Origin of the sequence: Candidatus Defluviilinea gracilis (assembly GCA_016716235.1) — a bacterium.
GTDB classification, from domain to species: Bacteria; Chloroflexota; Anaerolineae; order Anaerolineales; family Villigracilaceae; genus Defluviilinea; species Defluviilinea gracilis.
This window is the reverse complement of the sequence record JADJWS010000007.1, coordinates 377,996-403,817: the sequence shown is the minus strand read 5'-3', so window position 1 is coordinate 403,817 and position 25,822 is coordinate 377,996. Positions and strand designations below refer to the sequence as shown.

Genomic DNA, 25,822 nt, shown 5'->3' with positions numbered 1-25,822 from the left:
TGACGTTTCAGCGTCATCGCTTTCGAATTATTCTCCAAATAGTCGCGCAAACTTACGGCGGATGGTCGGGTCTTGGCTGCTACCAATGCCTGCGCTTCGATCTGGCGGACGCGTTCGCGCGTGACGCCCATCTTGCGACCGACCTCTTCGAGTGGTGTATGCCTGCCCGTCGAGCAAGCCGTAGCGCAGTTGCAAAATACCGGACTTCGCGCGGGGCAATCCGTTCAACACTTCGCCGAGATGTTCTTTGAGCAGGTTATACGTAGCGGTGTCGTCGGAGAGGGGAGCCCCGTCGTCTTCGATGAAATCGCCCAACACCGAATCTTCTTCATCGTCGGTCGGGGTTTCCAGCGAGAGCGGACGCCGCGCCACCTGGATCAGGCGTTTTCCACTTTCTTCGCGGCACGTCAAGGGCTTCTGCGATTTCTTCCACGCTCGGTTCGCGCCCGAGACGTTGAGTCAACTGGTGTTGCACGCGCAGGGAGTTTATTGATCTGGTCGCCCATGGACGGGGACGCGGATTGTGCGCCCCGGTCGGCGATGGCGCGCGACCGCCGCTGGCGAATCCACCATGTGGCATACGTGGAAAATTTATGTCCGCGGCGGTAGTCGAATTTCTTGGTTGCGCGGATGAGACCGATGTTGCCTTCTTGAATCAAATCGAGGAAGGGAACGCCGCGTCCCATATATTTTTTAGCGACAGAGATCACCAAGCGCGAGTTTGCCGTGATGAGATGTTCGCGCGCCGCCCAGCCGTCTTCGATGAGTTTGCGCAAGTCGGCGCGGCGGCGAGGCGTCGCGTTGCCTTTTGCGAGTTCTTCGCGCGACATGCGTCCACGCTCGATGCGTTGGGCGAGGGCAACTTCTTCCGTCGCGGTCAACAGCGGAACGCGGCTGACCTCTTTGAGGTACAAGCCGATTGTGTCGTCCGTGTCGATGTTGGCAAGATAATCGTCGAGCGCGAGATCGACTTCCGGCTCAGCCTCTGTGGCTTCCACTGCCACGAGTTCGTCCTCGGTGGGTTCAGAGGTGTTGGTATCCTCCACGAAGGGAATCCCGGCGCTCAAAAGAGCCGAAAAAGCTTCTTCGAGTTGCTCCACATCCTGCTCGGCTTCGGGGAAGAAGTGCAGGATATCATCGAGCGTGACGTAGGATTTTTGTCGTCCCAGTTCGATCAAACGCGCGATCGCGGGAAATTCTTCCTCTTCGTCAACCATCAATATTTTTTCTACATCCATTCAGGTTATGTCCGCTTTCTTTGTTATGACTTTAGGGCGCAAAATCAAGAGGGTTCTTATCAGAATACACATTTTCCAAACGAAATTCAAGCCCTTTTCGTTGCTCTTTCATAGACGCTTCAAGGTTGGAAATGTTACGGCTGAGGAGTGCCGGTGGCTGGGGTTGGGGAGCCAACCTCACTCGTGGGTGGAAGCGGAGTGAAAGTTTCTGTTGGCACCGGGCTGGGCGTGGGCGTCTCCAAATATGGCGGGGCGGCAAGGAGTCCAAGAAGCGGATCGAGGCTAAATTTGTTGATGATCACCACATCGCCATCCGGGCTGAGCGCGTAATATTCATTTTCTGTTGGGGTGATAACACCGACGCTTGCTTTTCGTTCCACGCCGCTTTTGAATTGGACAATTAAAGCATATTCAGGCGCGTCCAAGCCGATCACATCCAGAGGGATATCGGTGATGGTATCTTCGATGCGCAACGTGGTGACTTGACTGGCTGCCGCTTCTGCCGCCGCTTGATCTGCGGAGGCTTCGATCGGCAGGATCAACTCCCACGCGCCATCCTCGCCTCGCGCCACCTCGACCGTTTCGCCCGTTTTTGATTCAATGCGAATGTTGCTGGGAACGCCGTCCGCCGCGTTAAAATAGATACGATGCAATTTCATCTGGTTCGAGCGTGATGGCAATCTCGGTCGGTTTCTCGCGGTTGTTGATCAGGTAGTACGCTCCCAGCGCCACGGCGAGGATGAGAGCAGGTATACCAGCGTTGTGTTTCGTCGCATGTTATCCCTGTTTCCGGCGCTGAAGCCAGGTCATCACGCCGAGTACCACGAAGATACGGCATGAGAATTGCGACGATGAACATTAAGAACAGGATTCGTCCCTGCGAGGCGGGGTTGAAACTGCGGGTGACCGGTTGTTTGGGCGTTAGTTCGATCAGGTTTTCTTGTTGGGCGGCCCAATCCACCGAGTTGGCGAACAGATCGCCGTTGCCGTATTGGTCGAAGTTCTGGTCGGTGGCAAATTGTGATGTGCCGAATACAACCACGCGGCTGTTGTTGGCGGTATTGTCTGCCGCGACGGCGAGCGTCATGGGTCCCGGAATATCTGCGGCTTCATCAAATGCGACGTTCGACTCTGCCGTATTTGTTTCGCCCCACGATTTTGGAGTGGTTTGGATCAGCAGGCTGGCTTGAACGTTTTCCGGCGCGGACGCAATGGTGAGACTGCGCGTGAGCGGGAAGTAGGTGATGATGTTGTTCATCTTGCGGGTGATGGCGTGCGGCCCAGGGTAAGAGGCCGCCGTGCCAATCATGGGGTCCGAGCTGTCGAGATCGATCACCACATCATTGTTGATGGAAATGCCCCAGTCGTCGAGCAGTAGTTTGGCAAGCGGGTCTGCCTGGTCGCCGAAGTCGGTCACAATGAGCGGGTCTTCCATGACGATCAGAGAACCGCCTCCCGCTAGATACTCGCGCAACAATTTTTGTTCGTTTTCTGTGATTGGCTGGACGGGTCCCGCGATAATGATAAGGTCGGCGTCGTCGGGTATCTTGTTTTCGGCTGGCAGGTTGAGCGTTTTAACGGTGTAATTCTTGCTTTCCAGAATTTCTTTAGCGCGGGTCATCGAGCCGGTTTCTTGATTGTATTCCTGCGTGTCGCGCTCGCCATGACCGATCAAGAAGTAGATCGCCCGGTCTTCCGGGTTGATCAACCGCAATAAGGCTTCGAAGATTTCTGTCTCCGATGCGGAGGCGGCGATCTCTTTGCGTCCGCTCATCTCAAGCAGGATCTTTCCGTCGCCGGTGATGTTGTTTTCACGAGCGAGTTGCGGGTCGCGATTGGGGTCGACGAATTCATAATCGAATTTACCGCCGCTTTTCGATTTGATGCGGTCCAGAAGTTCCTGCGCTGAATCGGATGGGAGTTGGCTGAAAAAGCCTGTGGCGTGAACTTTATCCGGCAAGGTTTCGAGCGCCGCTTCGAGTTCCGGCGCCAGCGTGTTGGACTGATCCTCCGTCAGGTCGGCGAGTGGAGTTGGATTTTTATACGCGAGCGTGTTTGCCACAACAAGGATGGCGATGAAGGCGAGGGAGGCGATCAGTGTGTTTCCGCCGTAGCGCGCTTGCCGCCCGGTGATAAACCGCTGGAATTTTCCGGGTTCAAAGATGGCGTACGCGGCAATGCCCAGTATCACCAACCCGCCGCTGATCCATAAACCATTGTTCAAGCGTTCCGGGAATTGGACTGTATACAGCCCGAGCGCAATCACGCCTTTTGCGGCGGCAAGCAAGCCGGTGGCAATACAAGCCAAAAGGGCGACGATGAGCGCAACGATCGTGTAGCGGCTGGATGCCGATTTGTTCGACTTGTTATTCATTATTTCCATCTCCGAACTTCGATTGCGACTGTGCCGGTAAACAGACCGATGGCGATCAGGCTGAAGAAATACACCAGGTTTGAAAGTTCAAGACTGCCGGCGTTGAGCGCATTGGCAAAGTGAGTATTAAGTTGCAGATAGCGGAAGAATTCGCCGCCGGTGGGAAGCACGTTGGCGGGGATGCCGATCAGCCACCACAGCGTGATCAGTACCGCAATGGTGGTGATGAATGCGGTCACTTGGTTGCTGAAGACGGCCGATAACCCCACCCCGATGGCGACGAACGCGGCAGAGAGCAGGATCAAGCCCAGGTAGGAAGACAACATCAACTTCCAATCCAAGCCCGGAGTCACCTGGGAACGCAAGATGAGCGGATAAATCGCCGTGATGAGGATGAGTGTGAACACGAACAGAAAACTACCCAGCCATTTCCCAGCCACAAGTTCAAAATCGCGGACGGGGGCGGTTAATAACAGTTCGATCGTGCCGGTGCGGGTTTCGTCTGCCAGCACGCGCATGGTCAGCGCGGGGATCGACAGAAGGAGTAGAAAGGCAAAGAGGTCGTTGATAACATTCACGTCGGGCACGAAACCAAAATTCTGGTTGGCGTACACGAGCAGGAAAGCAAAATACCCGCCAAGAATGAACAGCAAAGCCACCGCCACAACATAGGCGATGGGGCTGATGAAATACTGGTCGTATTCGCGCCGTGCAATGGTCCAGATGTTACGCATATTGTTGCCTCACGATGATTTTTTACCGGACGATGCGTCGCGGGTTAATTCAAGGAAGATTTCCTCAAGACTCATTCCCACCGGGCGGAATTCCAGGAGATCGTACCCGCCCTGAATAACTGCCTTCGCCACCTGCGGGCGGGAATCTTGACCGGAAGCGAATTCGAATTCGATCGACCCGTCCGGCTTGGTTTCCACCTCCTGCACGCCTTTGATCTTTTGGATCTTCGCCGGCAGGTCATCCGACTCGCCGCGCACGCGCAGGATGACGCGTTGCGCGCCAGTCAGGCGCGATTGTAGATTTTCGGGCGTATCCTCGGCGACGATCCTCCCTTTGTTGATGATGAGCACGCGATCGCAGATCTGCTGTGCTTCTGAAAGGATGTGCGTTGAGAAAAGCACGGTGCGGTCTTTGCCAATGGCGCGGATCAATTCACGGATTTCAACGACCTGGCTTGGGTCAAGACCAATGGTGGGTTCATCCAGAATGATGACTTCCGGGCGGTGGAGCAAAGCCTGCGCCAGCCCCACGCGTTGTCGCATACCTTTGGAGAAACTGCCAATAAAGGAGTTTGCGCGCTCGCCCAGGTTGACGCTTTCCAGCGCTTCAGCCGCTCGGTCTTCCGCGTCTGGCACATGGCGGAGATCCGCCATAAATTTCAGATAATCCAACGCGGACATATCATTGTAGAGCGGAACCGTCTCTGGGAGGTATCCCACGCGCTTCCGCACTTCGAGCGACTCTTCCACGACATCGTAACCGGCGACAGTCACCTCGCCCTCGGTGGGGGGCATGTACCCGGTTAAGATTCGCATGGTGGTGGTCTTGCCGGCGCCGTTCGGTCCCAGGAATCCGACGATCTCTCCTTGATTGGCGTTGAAGCTGATGGCGTTCAGCGCCCGCCGCGCTCCATAATCCTTGATGAGTCCGTTGACTTGTATCATCGACTCTCCTCGCAGTGTGTGATGTGCGCGCAAACAAAAGGCACGCCTAGCCGGGTGGGCAGCCGTGCCAATATTTGCAACGTAAAATACTATACAAAAATCCTTAAACAGTGTCAAGCGGGTTGTGAAGTTCTAACCAAACGCTCATTTTCAACGAAAAAAGAAATACCATACGCCGATGGAGCCGAGAGCGCAGACCATCAAGATAAACAGCCCGGCTAACGCCAGCATCCAGCCGTTTGAGGTGTCTGGCGCGAAGGTTGGCGAGACAGGCAGAGGCGCGCGCGATGCGTGGCGCGTTGTGTCGGCGGTGGGGTAGCCGGTTGAAGCCTTCGCGGGCTGAGGGAGGTGTGGTGAAGCATTCGTCATGGCTTCCATCCAATCCGGCATGTTGTCTCGATTATTATCGAACATGCCCATGGCTTGTTCGTATTTCGCGCGGGCTTCGGGTGGAAGATCGTCGAGGCTGTTATAGGTTTGCCCATTCACAACGAAGGTCATCCCGCCCATGATGTTCATGGCTTGATTCTCAACCATATCGGGCATTCCGTTGTTGTTCGCGTCGGCAAAGACATTGTTCAAGGCGATGATCGAGTCTGCCGAGCCAAAGTTCCTCATCGCCTGCTCGTAATTTCGGCGCGCGTCCTCGGGCATTTCGTCCACGCTGTTGTAAACCTTGCCGTCGATTACAATTCTTTTCGGGTTCATTCTGCCTCCAATTCCATTGGCTGATTTTATCATTTGCTGTACACTTCACGAGAACGGAGTCGCTATGACCGAACTGCTGTATCAAACCGATAGTTATCTTCAGGAATTCGAAGCCGGGGTTGTTGCTGTGTTCGCCGAGGAACGCGCGGTGATTATAGACCGCACGGCGTTCTATCCCGGCGGCGGAGGCCAACCGTGCGACTTCGGCTCCCTGACGATGGCGGGCGTGATCTACCCGGTGGAGAAAGTGAAAAAGCGAGATGACGACATTTTGCATTTTCTCGGCGGCGCCGCGCCTTTGCCTTCTGTCGGCGTCGCTTCGCGCGGGACCCTGGACTGGGTCCGCCGACACAAGCTGATGCGCACTCACACCGCGTTGCACGTGCTGTGCGGCACGATCTTCCGCGATTATGGCGCCCAGGTGACAGGCGGGAATATGGAACCGTTGAAAGGGCATTTGGATTTCGAGTTTGCGACCATGCGCGGCGAGCTGGCGCGCGAGATCGAAATAGCGATCAATAACGAAGTGCGACAGGCGCGAGAGATTCGGGTTAATATTCTTCCGCGTGAAGAGGCGTTCCAAATCCCCGATTTGATTCGGACGAAGATCAATCTCTTACCCGAGGGAATTAAAGAGGTGCGGACGGTCGAAATTGTGGGGCTTGACCTGCAAGCCGATGGCGGAACTCATGTGCGCAACACCAGCGAAGTGGGAACGATCCGCGTGAGTGATTACAAAAGCAAAGGCGCGATCAACAAAAGGATCTACATTGAAGTTGAATAGCGGGTATTTGTTGCCGGCTTTCCCGCGCGATTGGAGCTTCGTCGAAACCAAGAGAGACACCTTGTGATAGCGGGTGTCTCTCTTCTTTGCTAACCTTACGGGTTTTTCCGCAGAGCCATTGAGTTGCATAGTCTGTGACTGGACTCTGTTGTTCGCTCGTTACCAGACGCGCTTCTTTGACGTGGACGAGTCGCGCGCGAGGTTATGGCAAAGCGAACCGAAGGATTCGGTTGTTGCCTGTGTCTGCAACCCAGACGAATCCGAGTGGGTCCACCGCAATGCCGGATGTGAGACCGAATTCCTCGAGGCTGGTTCCAAAATCGCCCCAGGTGCGGACGAATTCACCGTTGGAAGTAAATTCGATCACACGGTAGCCCTCCGGGTCGGTGATGAACACGTGGTTGTCGCCTCCCACGGCTATGTACGGTTTGTTCTCCAGCGATTGACCGAACCAACCGTTGACGTCCCATTGAGCGAGCGGCAGGTAGAGGAGTTCTGTTCCTTCGGTGGGGATGAAGGATTGGATGCGTTGATTCCACGTGTCGGTGACGTACGCGACCCCGTCGCTTCCTACGGCAACATCAACCGGCTCGTCGAACTGACCGGGATCGAATCCGCCGGAGCCAAATTCTGTGAGATAGTTCCCCTCCTGATCGTACACCACGATTCTTTTGTTGCCAGTGTCTGCCACAAGTACGCGCCCTTGTGAATCCACGGCAATGCCGCGCGGACCCCATAAGAAATAGTTCGAATCGGGAAACTCCGGCGACGGTTGACCAAATTGCCCCCAGGTTTTGATCGGAGTTCCATCTTTGGTGAACTTCTGCACGCGGTGATTCCACGTATCTGTCACATAGACGGAGCCATCCGGTCCCACTGCAACACCCCAGGGTTCGTTGAAGGTGCCGATCGGCGCGTCGCCCTGCGCGAGATCGGCGAAACTGCCCCATTCATTCAGCACGCTTCCGTCTGCGGCGATGCGCAGGATGCGGTGGTTGCGCGAATCGGCGACATAGATGTCGCTGTCTTTGCCTATGGCAATGCCGCGAGGCGCGTTCAAACCGAGCGGCGCATACATGTTTGAGGTGAAGGTCTGGTTCGCGCTTATGGTTTGCTTGCCCGCTTCGTAGGGATCGACTACCTGCGGCGCGTCGGAGGGTCCGACGCCGTAATTCCAAATTTGAGCCGCCACATCTTTGCGGATGTAGAGTCGCATTTGATCGGACGGATCCCATGTGGTGAGGGTCATTCTGCTGTTGCCGGTGGCTTGGGCGTAGCGTGTGTAATCTCGGTCGAACCAAATGTCGAAGATGCCGGCGCGGATCTCCGGGTTGGTGATGGCGTTGAGTACGCGGGTTTTGTCCAGCCCGAAGTAATCCTGGTTGGGCCACCACATGCGGATGTAGTCGAAACGATAGAACCCGTCGCCTAGGGCGGCGTCGATCTTATCGAAGTTCTTTTGGTCCACGATCACCGCAACCGCTTCGCGGAGCGAGCGGGTGGGCTGGTCAAACGACCGTTGTTGTGTGAAATCGCGCAGATACCAAACGACGGGCCAGGAAACCCCGGTGTCCGGCGCGCTGGCGTCATAGGCAATGATCGCGTTCAAGCCTCCGGTCGTGCGCTCTGAAATTTCGGATATCTGGTGAAGGACTTCTTTCACTCCGCCCGCGCCATGGGCATAGACGAGATATTCAGTTGCGTCGTTGTAGTTGATGTAGTTCGCGCGGAACGAGGTTCGGGCAGTTTGCGCGGCGAGCAAGCCGAAGAGCGCCAGCACAACGAACTCTACCAGGGGGGTTTTTTTCGGCAGGCGCGATACCCACACCAAGCCGGCGATGCCAGCCAGCATGCCAATGAAGACCCCGCCGAATCTCCATCCATACAAGGCGACCATGCCGGGATCTGTTGCGCTGGTGGTTTGCGCCTGTAACAGTTGCGCGCCATTGAGCACGCTTGAGACGGCGGCAACGATGAGGGTGAGAATCAAGCCCACATGCGCGAGACTCGCGGCGTCTTTTCGCGTCAGAATGAACAGTAAGCCGGCCGCGCCAAGCGTCATGATCAGCGGAAAGATAAATGCCGACGTGGCTTGAAGTTGGTCGAGATTGGCGCCCTGGAATGGAGGGGTGGGCCCGAAGAGGGATCGCAGAATGCTGAAAGCTGCGACACAAAATACCGCCAAAACAAAAACGATAAGGGCTGAGCGCCAGGGCGAGGCTTCATCGAGTTTTTGTGTGATCGATTCGATGACTTGCCCGATTCCCCAGCCGGTCAGTAATATCATGGGCCATGCCATGTGATACGTCAGCCAGGGCATTTTCTCGCCGGCAACCGTGAAAGCGATAATGCTGATGATCGACCAAAATAAGAGCAGGCTGAACATGTTGACGAAGTTGAAATTACGCGCTTGCTCTTCGACGAGTTCGGGGGCGGGTTCGGAAATCTCTTGTGGAAGCGCAGTTTCCACCTCAGGCGCTGATTGCCGGGGCTTGAAACTCAGAATCTTCTTGAAACCCAGCCATGCGGCGAAGATTGTTCCAAGCGCGGGCAGGAATTCGTACATGGGGATTTGCACCAGCCAATAGAAATAATCCGGCTGACCGCCGCGTTCGACGCCTTGTTGAACCAGCCAGTAGCCAAGCGAGCCGAGTACCCCGGTGAAAAAGCCGGCGGGGTTGGTGAATACGGTCGTGTACAGAATGGTGAAGACGCCCCAGTACATTGCGCCGTATTTCCACCATTCCCGATTCCACAGCATGCCGATGAGGATGGAAACGAGAAAGAAGAGCGCCACGAAAATTCCGATGATCCATAGCGCTCTCGCGTCGAGCGATTGCACTTGAGACACCTCTGTTGGAATGGTTACGTGTAACCAGGGTTCCAGCCATTTGATCGGGAAGGGTGTTGCCATCGGAAGAACGAAGGTGCCTAGCAGGATCATCAAGTCTAGAGGGCGATCCTCGCGCAGGTTTGGCAGTTTTCCCGAATGAAAAACGCGAGCCAGAAAATAAAACCCTAGAAAGAGCCAAGCCTGCGCTGTATAAATGAACGCGGTTTCTTTCGAGGTGAAGTGTAGTAGGGTTGCCGCCGTTACGAGATAAAGATATTTCTTCTCGCCGACTTCCAGGTATCGCAGAATGGAATACAGCAATAAGATCCCCGAAAATCCGACGAACGACTCGTTGCGAACGTAGCGCCCGTAGTAAAGCATATAAGGAGAGATGACCATGAGCAGGGCGGCGACGATCATGCCCCAGTTGCCGAGATACCTGCGCCAATACCAGACCATCCAGACTGTGGCAATGCTGAATAGCACCGTGGGAATGCGCGCTGTGAAATCTGACACGCCAAACAGAAAATACGATAAGGCGATAATGTGAAACTGGTACGGTCCGTGCATCATGGGCGCGTGCTGATAGCCTTGTCCGCGATATAGCAACCATGAAAAGTAGGTGTGCAAACTCTCATCGTGGCTCATTACGCGCGCTTCAAGGTCGTAAAAACGGGTAAAGATGGCGAGGATCATGATCCCTGCGAACAAGGCGATTTCATTCGTTAGAGCCGGTAGGGAGGAATGTATGGGGCGCTGGAGCCAGTTTGGTTGTTGGTTATTCATTGGGGGAGTAGACCTGTGTAAGATGGGGTGACTTATACTTCAATCCGAAAGTTCTGACAAGTTTGCGTGTAATTTTCCGTTAAGGATTATTGATTGGGCGTGTACGTAGTCAATTGCATGAGCGGGGTAAAGGTGGTGATGATGGTTGGGGGGTAGGCGGTAAACGTCGGGGTAGGGGCGCAGGTTGGGATGATTAGCTGAATGCCGGTCTGCACGGTCGTCTCCTGTAGGTTGTTGGCTTCCAAAATGGACACTTCATCTACCTCGAAGCGCTGTGCGATGTTTTCGAGCGTATCCCCGGGCTGTATCTTGTAAATGACATTCTGGCAGTCCGGTGAAACATGGTTTGTGCTTGTCGCTTGCAATGATGGTGTTGGGTTGGGTAGGATCACAACAGGCAATGTCGCGCTTTTATGCGGATTTGGTTTGCTGAATTGCCAGATGCTCAACGCGATCACAGCGAAGAACACGCCCAGCATTGCCAATCGCGTAGCCAAGATGGGGCTTTTGAAATTTCCCTTACTCACTCCTCCTCGAATGAGATCCAACGAGAGGGGCAGGGGATTAACTGCCCACTGCTTTTTCATTGACGAGCGTAGGACGGATTCGACGTCCTTTGACTCGCGCGCGTAGGTCTGGCATGAATTGCATGCGGCGAGATGGTCTGCCAGAATCGCTCGCTTCTCCGGCGATATCGAATCGTCAAGGCTGAAATCGATCAACGTGCGGGCATCGTCATGCGTAATGCGCATCAGACTTTGTCTCCATAGATATCTTTCAGGGCGCTCCTCAACCGTTCACGGGCAGTATGCAGCCGGGAATGGACCGTTCCTTCGCTGATCGAAAGTATTTCGGCGATCTCGCGGACAGACAACTCTTGAAAGTATCTCAATACCATAACCACGCGGTGCTTTTCATCCAGTTCGTTCAACGCGTTCCAGGCTGCTTTTTCTTTTTCGGTTTGGATAACACGCTCTTCAAGCGTTGGCTGTTTTCGTGTTTCGATCTGAAACACAACCGTCAGCGTATTATGCAGTCTTTCCAATACTTTTCGTTTGCGCAACCGGCTTCGGCTAATGTTCAACGCGATCGCGCAAAGCCATGCCTTGAGCGACGATCTTTCCTGATAACGTGACAGCGCCTTCAATGCCGTGATAAACGTGTCCTGAGCCGCTTCATACGCTTCGCTCGGATCTTGTAAAACGGAAAACGCTAATCGAAATATATCCGTTTCATGGCGACGCACAAATATTTCGATGGCTTGTTCGTCTCCTTCGATACACCTTTCGATGAGCCGTGCCGGATCGGAATATTCCATGCCTTCTGTGTAATTAACGCGCGCGAGGGGGAATACCTTCATTTGACTTTTAATTGATTTAGCGTGTAGTCAGTTGCAGCCGCATTTCCTCTAACCACACAAAATTAGACTTAAACAGCCCCAGCCAACTGACCGCATCCCGCGTGGATATCGATTCCCCGCCTCATGCGAATCGTGCATGGGATCCCAGCCTGCTCCAGCGACTCTTTGAATTTTGCCGCCCTTTCGCGCGATGTGGCTTGACCGTTATATCCCGTAGTGGGGTTGAGGGGGATGGCGTTGACGTGACACATCAACCCTTTGAGACGCGCCGCGAGTTTCTTCGCCACTTCAGGCGAATCATTGACTCCGTGAATCAACGCCCACTCGAATGTGATGCGCCGATGCGTTTGCTCGACATAATATTTGCAGGCTTCGATCACATCGTCAATTTTATATCGCTTGTTGACGGGAAGCATTGCAACACGCGACACATCATCCGCGGCGTGGAGGGAGATGGCGAGGTTCACCTGTCGCCTCTCGTCGGCGAAACGCCGAATTTGGGGAACCAGCCCCACCGTCGAGATGGTGAAGCGACGGGCGCCGAAGTTGAATCCGCTGGAGTCGTTGAGTCGGTCTATGGCGTCCATCGTGTTGTCGTAATTGTGGAACGGCTCGCCCATGCCCATGAGGACGATGTTGGTGACGACCTCGTTCCGCTCTTTCAACATGCGCGCGTAATATAAAACCTGCGCCACGATCTCGCCGCTCGAAAGATGACGTTTGAATCCCATTTGACCCGTCGCGCAGAAGACGCATCCCATCGCGCAACCCGCTTGCGTGGAAATGCAAAGTGTGCGCCGATTCTTCGCGCCGCGTAAATTCTCGCTGTTTGGGGCAGACGCTTTGATCTGCGGATTGTCCGCTGGGTCGCCGTATTTCATCAGCACGGCTTCGATCAAATTTTTATCTGGCAATTCAAGCAATGTTTTGCGCGTAAAGCCATCGGATGAATCAAGATAGGTTTTCACTTTGAACGGAGAGAAGGTCACATGCTTCGCAAGTTTCTCGCGCAGAGACTTGGATAGATTCGTGAATTGCTCAGGCGAATCATAGAGATGCTGATATAGCCCCTGCCAGATCTGCTTCGCGCGATAGGCGGGTTCGTCCCATTCTTGTAGAAGGTTTGTGATTGAATCGAGGTCGAGATCGTAAATCAACATAGTTTGAAAGTTCCAAATGCGCAGTACGAAGTAAGCAGTATTACGTAATGACTTACTCCTGAACCAAACTCGCCAGATCATCCGCCACAATGTCAATCTTTGGCGTCCACGCCTCAGCCTGTTCTTTTGTGGACACGCCGCTCAACACCAACGCGCATGGACATCCCACTGCCTGACCTGCGGCGATGTCGGTTTCGAGTCTGTCGCCGACGACCAACGTTTCTTCTTTTTTTGTACCGAGTCGTTCCAGCGAAAGTTCCATCATAAACGGAAATGGCTTGCCCGCGTAAATCGGTTCGACGCCCGTTGCAGTTGTAACCACCGAGAGCCACGCGCCCGCGCCGGGGATTTCTCCGCGCGGGGTGGGGAAGGTCTTGTCGGGGTTCGTCGCATAAAATGGAACGCCGCGCCGCACGAGCAACGTCGCCTCGCGCATTTTGTTGAAGTTGACCTCGCGGTCAATGCCCATCACCACGATTTGCGCCTCTTGCGCGCGCTCAACGGACAAAATCTCAAATCCCTTTTCCTCCAGTGCGGTACGAGTCCCATCCTCGCCGACCATGAAAACTTTCGTCCCGCGTGGAAATCTTTGACCAAGCATATACGCCGTCCCAAGCGCGGATGTCACAACCTGTTGAGTCGAAACGCGCACGCCGAGCTTTTCCAGCGTCGCCACATATTGTTCGGGAGTCTTCGTTCCGTTGTTGGTGGCGAAAACATATTTCAATCCGCGGGCTTCGATGCGTTTGAAAATTTCAGGCAAATTTCCAATGGGCGAGTCTGCCCGCCAAATGACGCCGTCCATGTCAAGGATGAGGGCTTTGATATGAGAGGGAATCATTTGCCGAACTTGCCTGTTAGATATTTCAACACCGGTTTGTCAATCCATTGCGCGTCGGGGTCGGCGCGTTCCTCGAAGTTTTCGTTGCCGATGAATGCATTAAACGCGTCGCGGAAGTTCTTTCCTTTTTTCAGATAGCCTTCGCGTGTAAGTATTTTTGTGAATTGGACAAGCGACTTCCCTGTCAGAGCGACACGCTCCGAAACGGGACTCTTGCCAAAATATAACCAATGAAGTTCAAGCAATTCGCCAAGTCGAACAACGGGGTCATCGTGATCGTCCACGCGATAGTCTATCCAGCGATCCACAAAGCCGCCATAGCCTCCGTTTGGTTTGACCACATAAATCGCCGCGGATTGACGTCCGCGTTTGTCGCCGCCAGCGCGGTCGCCAGCCAACAGTGCGGCATGGAGTCGCTTGGGTAAATTTCCGTTCGTCTTCAAGAATGCTTTTTCCATCGCAGGCACGATGCGTCCGCTTTTGAGAATGTTGCCTTGAATCGCGTAGCCCTGCCCGGCGAGTCCGCCCGCCCAATTGAAACAGCCCTGCCCTGTGAAAGAAGCGGCGTGTCCGCTTTTATCCACGAGACCCACTTGGCGCAATTCCCGGTCAGGGTCGTTTTGCAAAAGACGCGCGAGCGCTTCATCTGCCGACACTCCGCCAGTCATCAATTCGAGTCCGCGCGGACCGAACGATGTGTTTGCAAACGATTGCGTTGCCACCGCGCCCGCGCCAGCCTGCGCCCACGGAACCACCGCGCCGACTGCGGGAAACTTCGAAGCAACCGCGATACCCCATGTTTGTTCTTCAAGATCACATGCCACGATCGAAAATGTCATCGTGAAAATTCCTTTCGCAATGCGCGATTATAACTGAATCAAAAGCCCGCCGATCTCTCAGCGGGCTTAACTATCAAACTACCAAACTATCAAACTACCTAACTATCTAACTACTTAACTTTCTCCGGCGTTTCCACAACCTGATCTACCAAGCCATAGTCCACAGCCTGTTGTGCTTCGAGGTAATAATCGCGGTCGCTGTCGCGTTCGATCACCTCGAGAGGTTGACCGGTGTGTTTTGCGATGATACCGAGCAACAATGCTTTCAATCGCAAAATCTGTTTGGCTTGAATTTCAATATCGGTCGCTTGTCCTTGCGCGCCGCCGAGCGGTTGGTGCATGTGGATGGTCGCATTCGGCAGGGCATAGCGGCGTCCCTTGGTGCCAGCCGCCAGCAACACGGTCCCGAACGACGCGGTCACGCCAACCGCCACCGTGCTGATCGGGTTCGGGATGATCTGCATCGTGTCGTAGATCGCAAGTCCCGCATAGATCACGCCGCCCGGCGAATTGATGTACATGCGAATTTCTTTTTCAGGGTCTTCATGCGACAAGAACAGCAACTGCGCCACGATCACATTCGCAACTTGATCGTCAATCGGCGTGCCGAGAAAAATGATGCGCTCTTTCAATAGCAACGAGTAAATGTCATATGCGCGTTCGCCGCGACCGGTGTTTTCCACAACCATCGGAACAATATTTTTGAAGTCTGGGATCATGTGTAATCTCCTTTTCGATTGGGCGGATGATACAGCCCAAATATAGGATTTTCGTTAACTCTTTGTTTCCTCTTCGGATGAAGAACCCGCTTCGCCCTCATCCTTCGACTCGCTCAGGGCGGCGGGTACAGCTGATTCGGCTTCGGAAACTTTTTCTTCCTCTTTAGCCTGCTCGGCTTTCAGCGCCGCGGCTTCGGCTTTTCTCTCCTCAGGCGATTTGTACTCGCCCACCGCAATAGACTTCAACATTTCCAACGCGCGGCGCGTCATCACGCGGTTCGCTGATTCCATCGCCACCGCTTGCGCCAGTTGTTGCTGACCCTTCTTCCCGCCGCGGACTTTGCTCAAGTCCATGCCTTGCATGGCGAGCGCGTTCAGCGTCTGGCTGAATTCATTATCGAGGGCTTCATTGTCAACTTCAATTTCTTCCTTGCGGACAAGTTCATCGAGGATCAACGAACGCTCGAAGCGTTTCTTCGCAACGGGTTTTACTTCGTCTTCGATGAATTGCTCGCGCGTGGTGTTTCGCAGTTTGAAGTACGTATCCAAGTCCATGCCTTGCTGGCTGAGGCGCTGAGTCAGGTCGCTGAGGACATGTTCGCCTTCGTGGTCGAGCGAGTGTTGGTGATATTTGAATGTCGCGCCTTCTTTGATCTTTTCGATCAAGTCAACGAAATATTTATCATCGTAATCTGCTTTCGATCGATTTTCCACATCCTTGGTCACCATCTCGCGCAGTTCGGCAAGCGTCTCGCCCGCGCCGACAGTTTTAGCAAATTCGTCGTCCAACTCCGGCAGCGTCATCGCGCGGACGGTTTTTACCGTCACGGTCATTTCCGCGCTTTTGCCTTGTAATTCTTCGAGGTCGTAATCGGCGGGAAAATCGTGTTGGATCGTTTTTGTGTCGCCCGGTTTCATGCCCACGAGTTGCTTGGCAAAACCAGCAAAGGGCCACTCGGTATCGCGGTCATCTTTACGGACAACCGTCGCAAAGCCATCGCGTTTCAATTCTGGCGTTTGTGATTCCACATCCACTTGAACATAATCGCCTTCCTGCACTTCACGCTCGACAGTTTCGGTCGTCGCATACATTTGGCGGAGTTCGTCCATCGCCGCGTCCACATCCTTCGATTCAGGGGCGGCTAGTTCGTAGGGGAATCGAATCGAATGGTAGTCGCCCAAGTCCACTTCAGGCGCGAGCGGAATTTTGAAGATCAACTTCGGCGGGTCAAGCGACTCAATATTTTCCAACCTGCCCGATGCGCCGGGGTTCACATCCGCTTCTGTGAGAATGTTCGAGTATTCGCCATCAATGAAATAATCAATTGCCTGCTCGACGATGGCTTGCTCGCCGTAATTCAACACCACCATGTGATACGGCGCCTTGCCCGGTCGGAATCCCGCGATCTTCCCGCGTTCGGAGATTTTCCGCGCCGCGCGGCGTTTGTAGGTATCCAACTTTTCGGGTTCTACTTCAACCACAAGTTTCGCTTCATGGTTCTCTTCGATTGTCTTTTCGATTTTCAATTTCTGCTCCATGTGTTTCCCCCCTCCTTTTAGGAGAGGGGCAGGGGTGAGGTTTTAATATGGGGACGGAGAGAGTCGAACTCTCAAGCCTTGCGGCACAGCATCCTAAGTGCTGCGTGTCTGCCAGTTCCACCACGTCCCCTGGCGGTGAATGCGGCGAAATTATAACGTGGAAATTCGATTTTCGATTTACGATTTTTGATTTACGATTTGACGATTCGTAATTGCTGGATATAATCGCCAACTTGAACCCTGAAACATGAAACCTGGAACTGGAGCATTCATTGAGCCGCGTCATCAACCCTGATTCTGCTGGAAAAGACCGCGCGCGTTTGTCAAAAGCCATCGTGTTGGCAGTGCGCGAATTGGCGAAGCAGACCGAAGTCACGCAAGAAGCGAAAGACCTCGCGGCGTTTATCTCGCTCGCGTTGAAAACCATCTCAGAGGGAATCGATTCCTCCGTTGCCGCGTGGGAGAAGCGCGATTATTGGGTCAAGGCGGACCGCTTCCGCATGGAGTGGATGTGGGCGGGACAATATGCCGATAAGTTGAAAGTTGCCATCTTTACCAACGATTGGGGAACTGTGGCGATGGTCTCTGCTCAGGTCGCGCAGAAGTTTGGCAAGGTGGTGATCGCCCAAAATCACAGGCTGGGGAAACCCTGGGTGGGGGCGCACAGGCAACTCGTCGGGAAGTGAAGCGGGATCGGTCATGTAGAGGCATGACCGATTTTTATTTCCTAATCGGAAAGATCGCGTGAAAGTCCTCGTACCTTTTTTCCAGATTCTGGTGTTTCAATTCTAAACACACCATTCCATTCCCCGATCGTTTGGAACAGGAGGTTGATATTGCCCAATCAACCCAACGAATTATTTTTCCCAGTGTAAACCAAGATCAAAACCTAAGAGGAGAATTTAGCCATGGCTGATAAAAGTCAAGCACACGATAAGCAAGTCCTGCACAAGATGGGGTATGCGCAAGAACTCTCCCGCCGCATGAGCGGCTTCTCGAATTTCGCGATTTCGTTTTCGATTATCTGTATCTTGGCGGGTGGAATTTCCGCCTTCCCTGCCGCGTTCAATGCCCTCGGTTCTGGCGGCGCGTTCCTGATCTGGCTCGTGGGCGGCGTGCTCGCGTTGAGCGTTGCCTTCGGTATGGGACAGATCGCTTCCTCCTTCCCGACGGCGGGTGGACTCTACCACTGGAGCTCGCACCTCGGCGGCAAACTTTGGGGCTGGATGACCGCATGGTTGAACCTGATCGGTTTGATCTGCGTCGTCTCTTCTGTGGACGTGTTGCTGTACACCGTCTTTTTCAAGGATCTCTTCCTCGGCACTGCCCTGGGAGTGGATGTATCTGGCTTTGGGTTCTGGCATCAGTTCATCATCGTCGGCATCATCATGGCGACCCAGGCGTTGTTGAATCATTACGGCATCGATCTCACCACGAAGTTGACCGATTTCAGCGGCTACATGATCCTTGCCCTCACGGTCGTTCTCATCATCGTGCTATTCGCCTTCAGCCCTGTGGCGCTGGATTTCTCGCGTTTGTGGACGTTCCAAAACGTGACCGGTGACGCTGGCGGCGGCGTGGTGCCTTTCCGCACCGAGAGCATCGCCTTTGCCTTCCTGCTGGGACTCTCCTATGTTTGCTATACCATCACAGGTTTCGACGCTTCAGCTCACACATCCGAAGAAACCAAAGACGCCCAGGTGAATGTGCCGAAGGGAATGTGGACGGCTGTGTTCTGGTCTTGGGTGTTCGGCTTATTCGCGGTTGCCGCGTATGTCTTGACCATGCCAAGCCTCGAGGAAGCCCAAGCCGCTGGCTGGGGATCGTTCTTCTATATGTGGAGCGCTTCGCGAATGCCCGGTTGGCTGAGCATCGTCCTCGCGGCTGGACTCGTCATTGTGAACTACCTCTGCGCCCTCGCGGGGCTTACCTCCACTTCGCGCATGATGTACGCCTTCTCGCGCGATGACGGTATCCCTTTCTTCTCCAAGAGCCTTTCCCACGTCAGCACGCAATACCGAACCCCCACGAATGCGATTTGGGTCTCTGCTGGCTTGGCGTTGCTTAGCACCGTCTACGCTCCGTATTACCTCGTGTTAGCGGTGGCGTGCGCGGTATTCCTTTACCTGTCTATGGTGATGCCGATTGCCGCGGGTCTCAAAGAAGAAGGCTCCGCAAAATGGAAGGAAAAAGGACCGTTCAACCTCGGCGGACTCTCCAAGCCCAATGCCGTGCTCGCCATCATTTTCGGCGTCACCCTGGCGATCAGCGGATTCTTCCCGCCCAATGAAAAGGTCTTCTACTTCACGATCCTTTTTGTGGTTGCCTTGCTTGGGCTTTGGTCTAAGAAGACCGCCGTTGTGGGTATCGTCATCGCTGTGATTAGCTACCTTGCGGGCTTCCTGCCTGTGTCTGACGCCAACGCCTTGCATTTCCTCATCCCGCCGGCTGGCACCGCGATCACCGCGATCATTGTCGGTGTGGTTGCCACCGTGATTACTTACGCAACAGGCGGCGAAGACAAACGATTCGAAGGCGTGCCTGAAGGCGAAAAGATCGCCCAACGCCAAAAGATGATCGCCGATATCGAAAAGAGATTTGGCGAACAGTAAAAAATTTCGTGAGCTAAGATTGGAGACTTGCAGGTTGGCGCGGACCAATCGCGGTCTCCAATTTTTATTTTGAAGAGACCTCACAGGTTTCAAAAACCTGTGAGGTCCACACGGGAAAAATATGAAATACCTCCTCGGTATAGATCAAGGCACGACGCAAACCACAGCGGTCATTGTCAACGAGCGTGGCGAAATGATCGAAAAGAACTCGTCGCAACTGCCCGCGCGATTTCCGCAAGCGGGATGGGTGGAGCAGGAGCCCTCCGATATTGTGCGAACGGTCAAAGAAGCGTGCGCGCCGTTGCTGGACAAATACGATATTTCAGCCGTTGGATTCGATAATCAAGGCGAGACATTCGTTGTCTGGGATAAGGATTCAGGGGAGGCTGTGACTCCCGCGATAGTCTGGCAGGATACGCGCGGGCAATCCGTGTGTGACTCACTCGCTTCTTCTCTTGACCTCAGCCTGCTTCGCCGTAAGACAGGTCTTCTACTGGACAGTTACTTCTCCGCGCCGAAACTTAAGTGGGTATTTGAATATTTTCCTGACATCCGCAAACAAGCGCGCGATGGCAAGTTGTTGTTCGGAACAACAGAAACATGGGTGATTTGGAAATTGACCAACGGTAAGTTACACGTGACCGATCCTTCCACTGCGTCACGGACTCTATTGTTCGACATGAATCGCTTCGAGTGGGATGAAGATCTACTAAACTTATTCGACGTTCCAAGAAGTATGTTGCCCGAAGTCAAACCATCTGCAGGCTACATCGGCGATGTGGATTTTGGAAACGGCACGCCGCTTCCGCTCCATGCCATGTTGGTAGACCAGCAAGCCGCGTTGTTCGGTCAGGCATGTTTCAACGCAGGTGAGATGAAATGTTCGTTTGGCACAGGGAGTTTTCTACTGATGAACATCGGCGGGGAGCCGCGCCTCTCGAATAGCGGATTGCTCACCACCGTCGGCTGGAAGTTTGGCGAACACACAACGTACGCCTTCGATGGCGGAATTTTCGTCACAGGGAGCGCTGTCCAGTGGCTGAGAGACAACTTGAAAGCGATCCCAGACACCCCGTCGAGTTTTGAGGCGGCAAAGCGATCAGCAGATCTAGGCGTGGTTGTTGTCCCCGCCTTGCAAGGTCTCGCCGCGCCTCACTGGCGGACAGATGTTCGCGGCGCGATGTTTGGCTTGAACCGAAGCACCACATCCGATGATATTGTGCGGGCAACACTCGATGGCATTGCGTGTCGAGTCTACGAAGTGGTGATGGCGATGTCGGAAGATTTGGGGCAAAAGCCTCCGCATTTGAAAGTGGATGGCGGCCCGTCGGGGAATCCGTATCTCATGCAAATGATCGCTGACTTGTTGGATATTGAAGTGCGTGTTTCAGCGGCACTGGAAGCGACTGCAATTGGAATTGCGAATCTGGCGGGGGTATCCGCGTTGGGAACTTCGTTCGATGATTTGGCAAAGAATTGGAAAGCGGAAACGAGTTATCAGCCGAAGATAACGAAAGATGAAAGAGGAAAGAAATTGGAGCAGTGGGGGAGGGCGGTGGAGGCGGTGAAAGGATTTCACTCCTAACCCGCTGGTTGAGTAGTCCAGCGTGTTCTTCGCGGGACGTATCGAGACCAGAAATGAGGAGTAAATGTGAAAACACGAGGTGTGGTCTCGATACGAGCCGACGATCATGGCTCTACTCGACCACCATATGATATGGAAAATATTTTTGACATCGCCATCATCGGCGCGGGCGCGGTTGGGAGCGCGATTGCGCGTGAGTTATCGAAGTACGACATAAATGTCGTATTACTTGAGTCGAACTCCGATGTTGGGATGGGGACATCGAAAGCCAGCACTGCGATCTGGCATACGGGATACGACGCGACGCCCGAATCGCTTGAGTCGCAGTTGTTGAAGCGCAGTTATCCGTTGATGGAAGCGTTCATGAAAGAGGTGGAGAGTCCGTTCGAGTTGGTGGGAGGGTTGTTGATCGCATGGAACGAAGAACAGTTATGCACGCTCCCGAAGTTGTTGGATAAGGCAATTCAAAATGGGGATTCAGATTGTTACTTGATCGACAAGGCTGAAGTGTACAAACGTGAACCGCATCTCGGCGAAGGCGCGTTAGGCGGGATGGTCGTGCCGCGCGAGGGGATTCTGTGCACGTTTACGATTCCGCTGGCGTGCGCGACTCAGGCGGTGGTGAATGGGGTGGAGTTGAGGTTGGGGTTTAGGGTGGAAAGTGTGGTGAGTGAAAAGTGGAAAGTAGGCGGCAATCAGTTATCAGTGAGCAGTGAGCAGTATGCTGATGTTTATGAAGTCTCCAATGGGGATAAAGTTGTTCGTGCACATTGGATCATCAATGCGGCGGGATTGTATTCGGATGATGTCAACAAGATGTTTGGGCGCGAGGAGTTCAAAGTCACGCCGCGGCGCGGGGAGTTGATCATTTACGAAAAGTTGGCGCGGAGGTTGGTGAATCATGTGTTGTTGCCAGTGCCGACAGCGACAACGAAGGGCGTGTTGGTCAGCCCGACGATTTACGGGAATGTGTTGCTGGGTCCGACGGCGGAGGATTTGAACGATAGGTCCGCGACGAACACGAGCGAGAGTGGATTGAAGTCGTTGCTTGAAAAAGGGAGAAAGATTCTGCCAGAGTTGCTTGAGGAAGAAGTGACTGCCACGTATGCAGGTCTGCGGGCGGCGACGGAGCACAGCGACTATCAAATCTCGCTTCATGCGGAACAAAGATACATTTGCGTCGGCGGGATTCGGTCAACGGGGATTTCTGGATGTTTGGGGATTGCGGAATATGTTGTTGATTTGTTGAAAGAGGGTGGGGTAGAGTTGAAACGCAAGCCTGCGTTCAAGTCCATCAAGATGCCGAACATCGGCGAGGCGTTTCCACGTCCGTATCAAATGGGGGAGATGATCGCGAAAGATTCTGATTACGGAAAGATTGTTTGTCATTGTGAGAGTGTCACGTTGGGTGAGTTGAGAGATGCACTGGAGTCGCCGATCCCTGCGCGGAGTTTGGACGCGTTGCGGAGGAGGACGCGCGCGATGCAGGGACGGTGCCAGGGATTTAATTGTCAGGCGACGTTAGAGATGTCATTGCGAGGAGCGACAGCGACGAAGCAATCTCCGACTAGTGCAGAGAAATCTTCGTTATTACCTGCGCTTCGACTGCGCTCCGCTCCGCTCAGCGCGACAGATGTGTTGATCGTCGGCGCGGGACCTGCTGGGTTGGCGGCGGCGTTAGAGTTGAGGAGGCTTGGTATTAGAGATGTTGTGGTTGCAGAGCGCGAGAGTGAAGCAGGTGGGATACCACGCCTGTGTGGACATACGGGATTTGGTCTGCGAGATTTTCGGCGCGTGATGACCGGTCCGAGTTATGCGCAGAGGTATTGTGAGTTGATTCAAGAAGCGGAAATTAATTTGCGTGTAGCCAATACAATTCTCAATCTTGAAGTTAATAAGAATAAACACAAAATAGAATCATCATATATAAGTCCAAACAACATGGGCAGCATTGAGGCAAGGTCTGTCTTGCTTGCAACGGGCGTGCGCGAGAGACCGCGGTCTGCGCGGATGATCCCTGGTCATCGCCCACAGGGAGTGTTTACAACGGGATCATTGCAGAGGTTTGTGTACGAACATCATCTGCCTGTTGGCAAGCGCGCGGTGATCGTTGGGGCGGAGGTTGTGAGTCTTTCGGTTGTGACGACTCTTCTGCACGCGGGCGTGAAGGTGGCGGCAATGGTGACGGAGTTGCCAAGTCATCAGCTGTATTTGCCGATATTTCTGCCAGCAAAAGTTCTGTATGCGGATATTCTTGCACGCACAAAGATTTTGATGGATATGCGAGTAACAAATATTCATGGAAAAGAGAGGGTTGAAGGAATCGAAGTAGAACAATTTGGCAAATTGTCCTACATTGAATGTGACACGGTGATCTTTACTGGCGATTGGGTTCCTGAAAATGAATTGGCGAGGAGGGGAGAGGTGGAAACGTCCAAGCCGTGGATGGGTCCGCAGGTGGATGGGGCGTTTCGCGCGTCGCAGATGGGAGTGTTTGCGGCGGGGAATCTGTTGAGGGGAGTCGAGACCGCTGATTGGGCGGCGATGGAGGGTCGGGCGGCGGCGCGATCCATTGCTCGGTGGTTGGAAAAAGCCGAATGGTCTGCGACCAGATTGCCCGTCGAGGTTGAAGCGCCCGTCTCGTGGATTTGTCCAAATGTGTTGAGTCCCGATGTCCGCGTGGATGGATTCCGATTCTGGTCGAAGGCGTTCCGTCGGAATGTCAGGTTGCAACTAAAGCAGGGTACGCGGGTTTTGTATGAAAAGCGGGTTGGGTGGTTGAAGGCAAACGTCGCTTTGAGTTTGAGCAGTGAATGGGTCGAGAAAGTGAATTACGCAGGCGAGGCTATACAACTTGTCATACAAGCGTGATGTATGGTAAAGTTTGTAAGTAAGCCGAAGACATATTTGGAGATGCCATGAAAATTGCGCTCGTCATCGGTTCGACCATTTCAACCATCAAGGATGAAGTGATACGGGGGCGGAAACTGCTCATTGTGCGGGATGCGGATACAGCGGGCAAGCCGACGGGCGAGCCGTATATCGCCGTGGACACGGTCAGCGCAGGGACGGGGGACCTGGTGATGGTCACCGACGGTTCATCGGCTCGTTACACGAATCAAACCACCAACGCGCCTGTGGACGCGGTGATCGTGGGTGTGATCGATTCGCTTGAGATGGGGGGGAAGGTTTCGTACAGGAAAGAGTGATTACAAGATACAAGGTACGCGATACGAGTTACGGTTCGTATCCTGTACCTTGTATCTTGTATCCCGAACACATATGGCTGATTCACGTGACCTTTTGTCAGTAGGCGTGGATGTGGGTACGACCACCACTCAGATCGTCTTTTCACGCCTCAACTTGCAGGATGTGTCGCGACCTGGGCAAATACCGAGAATAAATATTACCGATCGGAAAGTGATCTATCAAAGCCCGATCGTTTTCACGCCGTTGGTTGATTCTGATACGATCGACGCGGACAAGCTGAATCAGATCGTGCGGAGCGAATATTCATCCGCTGGTGTGGAGCCGAGTCAAGTGGAGACGGGCGCGGTCATCATCACGGGTGAGACTGCGAAAAAGAAGAATGCGGACGAAATCCTGCGGGCGTTGTCGGGGCTGGCTGGCGAGTTCGTCGTCAGTGTGGCGGGACCGAATGTGGAGAGTTTGATCGCTGGCAAAGGCGCGGGCGCGGCGCAATATTCGCAGACGAACTTTGCCACCGTCACCAACTTGGACATCGGCGGCGGGAGCGCGAACAGCGCGACGTTCCGCAGTGGCAACCTGATCGGCGCGGCGGCGATGAATTATGGCGGTCGCATTTTGGAGATTGATCATGCGACGGGTATCGTGAGGCATATTGCGGAGCCTGCGCGGAGGATACTTGAAGATATTGGTTTGAGATTGGAGATTGGAGATTCGCCTTCGTTTGAGGATCTGCGTCGCTTTACGGATCGTATGGCTGATATGACCGTTGAACTCATCGAAGGGACGAACTCGCCGCTGGCGCAGAAGATTTATCTCACGCCGCCTGTCGGTGTTTCGGGTAAAGGTTCGGTGCTGATGTTCTCTGGCGGTATCGGACATTATTACTACAACCCGATTCCCATCGACTCGGTGAGCGACGCGACGATTCACGATGATGTCGGTCCGTTGCTGGCGGAGTCGTTGCGGAAACATGCAACGCTGAACTCGTACTCGATTGTGCCGCCCGCAGAGACGGTCCGCGCGACGGTGTTGGGAGCCAGTACACAAACGGTGACTCTCTCAGGCTCGACGATTTGGGCAGAGAAGGAAATTTTGCCGTTGAAGAATGTGCCTGTGATAAGACCCATATTTACAATCGCTGGTCGAGTAGCCGAAGGCGTATCGAGACCAGAGGGCATCAACCCTGCATCTGTTTCAAATGCGATCTCCGAAGCCGTCACCCGCTGGGATGTGAATCTCGCAACCGACCCATTCGCAATTGCGCTGGAACTCGAAAAATCATTGGACTATCAATCCCTGACTCAACTCGCCAATGGACTCAACGACTTCGCCAACACCATGCCCAGTGACCGACCGCTCATCGCCATCATCGAACGCGACTACGCCCAAGCACTCGGTCAAACCGTTAAAGGCTTGGCTCCCTCCCGCGCGTTACTCGTCATTGATCAGGTCGGCTTATCCGAAGGCGATTACATTGACATCGGGGCACCGCTCATGGACGGACGCGTTGTCCCGCTGAGCGTGAAGACGTTGATTTTTTATCATTGATGATTAG

20 protein-coding genes, 1 tRNA gene and 1 pseudogene are annotated in these 25,822 nt (G+C 53.9%); 7 read left to right on the top strand and 15 right to left on the bottom strand.

From position 1 onward, the window contains the following. From IPM31_19840 to IPM31_19815, 6 genes and pseudogenes are all read right to left on the bottom strand, one after another. Positions 1–1,217, bottom strand: a pseudogene (locus IPM31_19840) (sigma-70 family RNA polymerase sigma factor). Between the two features lie 155 nt (positions 1,218–1,372). After that, positions 1,373–1,897, bottom strand: coding sequence for a hypothetical protein (locus IPM31_19835; protein ID MBK9009224.1), 525 nt, complete (start codon positions 1,895–1,897; stop codon positions 1,373–1,375). After that, positions 1,894–3,612 carry a GldG family protein gene (locus tag IPM31_19830; protein ID MBK9009223.1) on the bottom strand — a complete coding sequence of 573 codons (1,719 nt, stop codon included), beginning with the start codon at positions 3,610–3,612 and terminating at the stop codon, positions 1,894–1,896. Before IPM31_19830 ends, IPM31_19835 begins: the two co-directional genes overlap by 4 nt. Beyond that, a complete protein-coding gene (locus tag IPM31_19825; GenBank protein ID MBK9009222.1) occupies positions 3,612–4,346 on the bottom strand; it encodes an ABC transporter permease subunit in 735 nt (244 codons plus the stop codon). Before IPM31_19825 ends, IPM31_19830 begins: the two co-directional genes overlap by 1 nt. Before the next feature lie 9 nt (positions 4,347–4,355). Beyond that, positions 4,356–5,291, bottom strand: coding sequence for an ATP-binding cassette domain-containing protein (locus IPM31_19820; GenBank protein ID MBK9009221.1), 936 nt, complete (start codon positions 5,289–5,291; stop codon positions 4,356–4,358). Between the two features lie 150 nt (positions 5,292–5,441). Next, positions 5,442–5,999, bottom strand: a complete 558-nt coding sequence (locus IPM31_19815) for a hypothetical protein (GenBank protein ID MBK9009220.1) — start codon at positions 5,997–5,999, stop codon at positions 5,442–5,444. A 64-nt stretch (positions 6,000–6,063) separates the two neighbouring features. Here IPM31_19815 and IPM31_19810 point away from each other — a divergent pair, with 64 nt between their 5' ends. Continuing rightward, entirely contained in the window at positions 6,064–6,783 is a 720-nt protein-coding gene (locus IPM31_19810) for an alanyl-tRNA editing protein (GenBank protein ID MBK9009219.1), read from the top strand. 202 nt (positions 6,784–6,985) lie between these two features. Here IPM31_19810 and IPM31_19805 read toward each other — a convergent pair whose 3' ends face one another. The 9 genes from IPM31_19805 to IPM31_19765 all read right to left on the bottom strand — a co-directional run bounded on the left by IPM31_19805 (position 6,986) and on the right by IPM31_19765 (position 16,990). Next, positions 6,986–10,402 carry a TIGR03663 family protein gene (locus IPM31_19805; protein MBK9009218.1) on the bottom strand — a complete coding sequence of 1,139 codons (3,417 nt, stop codon included), beginning with the start codon at positions 10,400–10,402 and terminating at the stop codon, positions 6,986–6,988. An 86-nt stretch (positions 10,403–10,488) separates the two neighbouring features. Continuing rightward, a complete protein-coding gene (locus IPM31_19800; protein ID MBK9009217.1) occupies positions 10,489–11,154 on the bottom strand; it encodes a LysM peptidoglycan-binding domain-containing protein in 666 nt (221 codons plus the stop codon). Beyond that, complete coding sequence (locus IPM31_19795; GenBank protein MBK9009216.1) at positions 11,154–11,720, bottom strand: RNA polymerase sigma factor; 567 nt, start codon at positions 11,718–11,720, stop codon at positions 11,154–11,156. Before IPM31_19795 ends, IPM31_19800 begins: the two co-directional genes overlap by 1 nt. Before the next feature lie 110 nt (positions 11,721–11,830). Continuing rightward, positions 11,831–12,922 carry a 23S rRNA (adenine(2503)-C(2))-methyltransferase RlmN gene (gene rlmN, locus IPM31_19790; protein MBK9009215.1) on the bottom strand — a complete coding sequence of 364 codons (1,092 nt, stop codon included), beginning with the start codon at positions 12,920–12,922 and terminating at the stop codon, positions 11,831–11,833. Between the two features lie 52 nt (positions 12,923–12,974). Next, positions 12,975–13,763: an HAD-IIA family hydrolase gene (locus tag IPM31_19785; GenBank protein MBK9009214.1), complete on the bottom strand. Its 789-nt coding sequence runs from the start codon at positions 13,761–13,763 to the stop codon at positions 12,975–12,977. After that, complete coding sequence (locus IPM31_19780) at positions 13,760–14,602, bottom strand: DUF1028 domain-containing protein (protein MBK9009213.1); 843 nt, start codon at positions 14,600–14,602, stop codon at positions 13,760–13,762. Before IPM31_19780 ends, IPM31_19785 begins: the two co-directional genes overlap by 4 nt. A 110-nt stretch (positions 14,603–14,712) precedes the next feature. Beyond that, positions 14,713–15,321: an ATP-dependent Clp protease proteolytic subunit gene (locus tag IPM31_19775; protein MBK9009212.1), complete on the bottom strand. Its 609-nt coding sequence runs from the start codon at positions 15,319–15,321 to the stop codon at positions 14,713–14,715. A 54-nt stretch (positions 15,322–15,375) separates the two neighbouring features. After that, on the bottom strand, positions 15,376–16,860 hold the full coding sequence (gene tig, locus IPM31_19770) for a trigger factor (protein MBK9009211.1): 1,485 nt from the start codon (positions 16,858–16,860) through the stop codon (positions 15,376–15,378). Between the two features lie 48 nt (positions 16,861–16,908). Then, positions 16,909–16,990, bottom strand: a tRNA-Leu gene (locus tag IPM31_19765). 142 nt (positions 16,991–17,132) lie between these two features. Here IPM31_19765 and IPM31_19760 point away from each other — a divergent pair. From IPM31_19760 to IPM31_19735, 6 genes are all read left to right on the top strand, one after another. Beyond that, complete coding sequence (locus IPM31_19760) at positions 17,133–17,546, top strand: hypothetical protein (GenBank protein MBK9009210.1); 414 nt, start codon at positions 17,133–17,135, stop codon at positions 17,544–17,546. Positions 17,547–17,768: 222 nt separating this feature from the next. Continuing rightward, positions 17,769–19,472, top strand: coding sequence for an amino acid permease (locus IPM31_19755; GenBank protein ID MBK9009209.1), 1,704 nt, complete (start codon positions 17,769–17,771; stop codon positions 19,470–19,472). Between the two features lie 121 nt (positions 19,473–19,593). Continuing rightward, positions 19,594–21,057, top strand: coding sequence for a glycerol kinase GlpK (gene glpK, locus IPM31_19750; GenBank protein ID MBK9009208.1), 1,464 nt, complete (start codon positions 19,594–19,596; stop codon positions 21,055–21,057). A 66-nt stretch (positions 21,058–21,123) separates the two neighbouring features. Beyond that, positions 21,124–23,928, top strand: a complete 2,805-nt coding sequence (locus IPM31_19745; protein ID MBK9009207.1) for an FAD-dependent oxidoreductase — start codon at positions 21,124–21,126, stop codon at positions 23,926–23,928. A 47-nt stretch (positions 23,929–23,975) separates the two neighbouring features. Continuing rightward, positions 23,976–24,266, top strand: coding sequence for a EutN/CcmL family microcompartment protein (locus IPM31_19740; protein ID MBK9009206.1), 291 nt, complete (start codon positions 23,976–23,978; stop codon positions 24,264–24,266). Between the two features lie 73 nt (positions 24,267–24,339). Next, complete coding sequence (locus IPM31_19735) at positions 24,340–25,815, top strand: ethanolamine ammonia-lyase reactivating factor EutA (protein ID MBK9009205.1); 1,476 nt, start codon at positions 24,340–24,342, stop codon at positions 25,813–25,815. Positions 25,816–25,822: the final 7 nt, after the last annotated feature.

Excerpts from the sequence above, each read along its gene's own strand:
- IPM31_19815 (MBK9009220.1), bottom strand. The coding sequence starts at position 5,999 with ATGAACCCGAAAAGAATTGTAATCGACGGCAAGGTTTACAACAGCGTG.
- IPM31_19835 (MBK9009224.1), bottom strand. The coding sequence starts at position 1,897 with ATGAAATTGCATCGTATCTATTTTAACGCGGCGGACGGCGTTCCCAGC.
- IPM31_19785 (MBK9009214.1), bottom strand. The coding sequence starts at position 13,763 with ATGATTCCCTCTCATATCAAAGCCCTCATCCTTGACATGGACGGCGTC.
- IPM31_19740 (MBK9009206.1), top strand. The coding sequence starts at position 23,976 with ATGAAAATTGCGCTCGTCATCGGTTCGACCATTTCAACCATCAAGGAT.
- IPM31_19800 (MBK9009217.1), bottom strand. The coding sequence starts at position 11,154 with ATGCGCATTACGCATGACGATGCCCGCACGTTGATCGATTTCAGCCTT.
- IPM31_19805 (MBK9009218.1), bottom strand. The coding sequence starts at position 10,402 with ATGAATAACCAACAACCAAACTGGCTCCAGCGCCCCATACATTCCTCC.
- IPM31_19780 (MBK9009213.1), bottom strand. The coding sequence starts at position 14,602 with ATGACATTTTCGATCGTGGCATGTGATCTTGAAGAACAAACATGGGGT.
- tig (MBK9009211.1), bottom strand. The coding sequence starts at position 16,860 with ATGGAGCAGAAATTGAAAATCGAAAAGACAATCGAAGAGAACCATGAA.
- IPM31_19795 (MBK9009216.1), bottom strand. The coding sequence starts at position 11,720 with ATGGAATATTCCGATCCGGCACGGCTCATCGAAAGGTGTATCGAAGGA.
- IPM31_19755 (MBK9009209.1), top strand. The coding sequence starts at position 17,769 with ATGGCTGATAAAAGTCAAGCACACGATAAGCAAGTCCTGCACAAGATG.
- IPM31_19825 (MBK9009222.1), bottom strand. The coding sequence starts at position 4,346 with ATGCGTAACATCTGGACCATTGCACGGCGCGAATACGACCAGTATTTC.
- glpK (MBK9009208.1), top strand. The coding sequence starts at position 19,594 with ATGAAATACCTCCTCGGTATAGATCAAGGCACGACGCAAACCACAGCG.
- IPM31_19775 (MBK9009212.1), bottom strand. The coding sequence starts at position 15,321 with ATGATCCCAGACTTCAAAAATATTGTTCCGATGGTTGTGGAAAACACC.
- IPM31_19810 (MBK9009219.1), top strand. The coding sequence starts at position 6,064 with ATGACCGAACTGCTGTATCAAACCGATAGTTATCTTCAGGAATTCGAA.
- IPM31_19830 (MBK9009223.1), bottom strand. The coding sequence starts at position 3,612 with ATGAATAACAAGTCGAACAAATCGGCATCCAGCCGCTACACGATCGTT.
- IPM31_19735 (MBK9009205.1), top strand. The coding sequence starts at position 24,340 with ATGGCTGATTCACGTGACCTTTTGTCAGTAGGCGTGGATGTGGGTACG.
- rlmN (MBK9009215.1), bottom strand. The coding sequence starts at position 12,922 with ATGTTGATTTACGATCTCGACCTCGATTCAATCACAAACCTTCTACAA.
- IPM31_19820 (MBK9009221.1), bottom strand. The coding sequence starts at position 5,291 with ATGATACAAGTCAACGGACTCATCAAGGATTATGGAGCGCGGCGGGCG.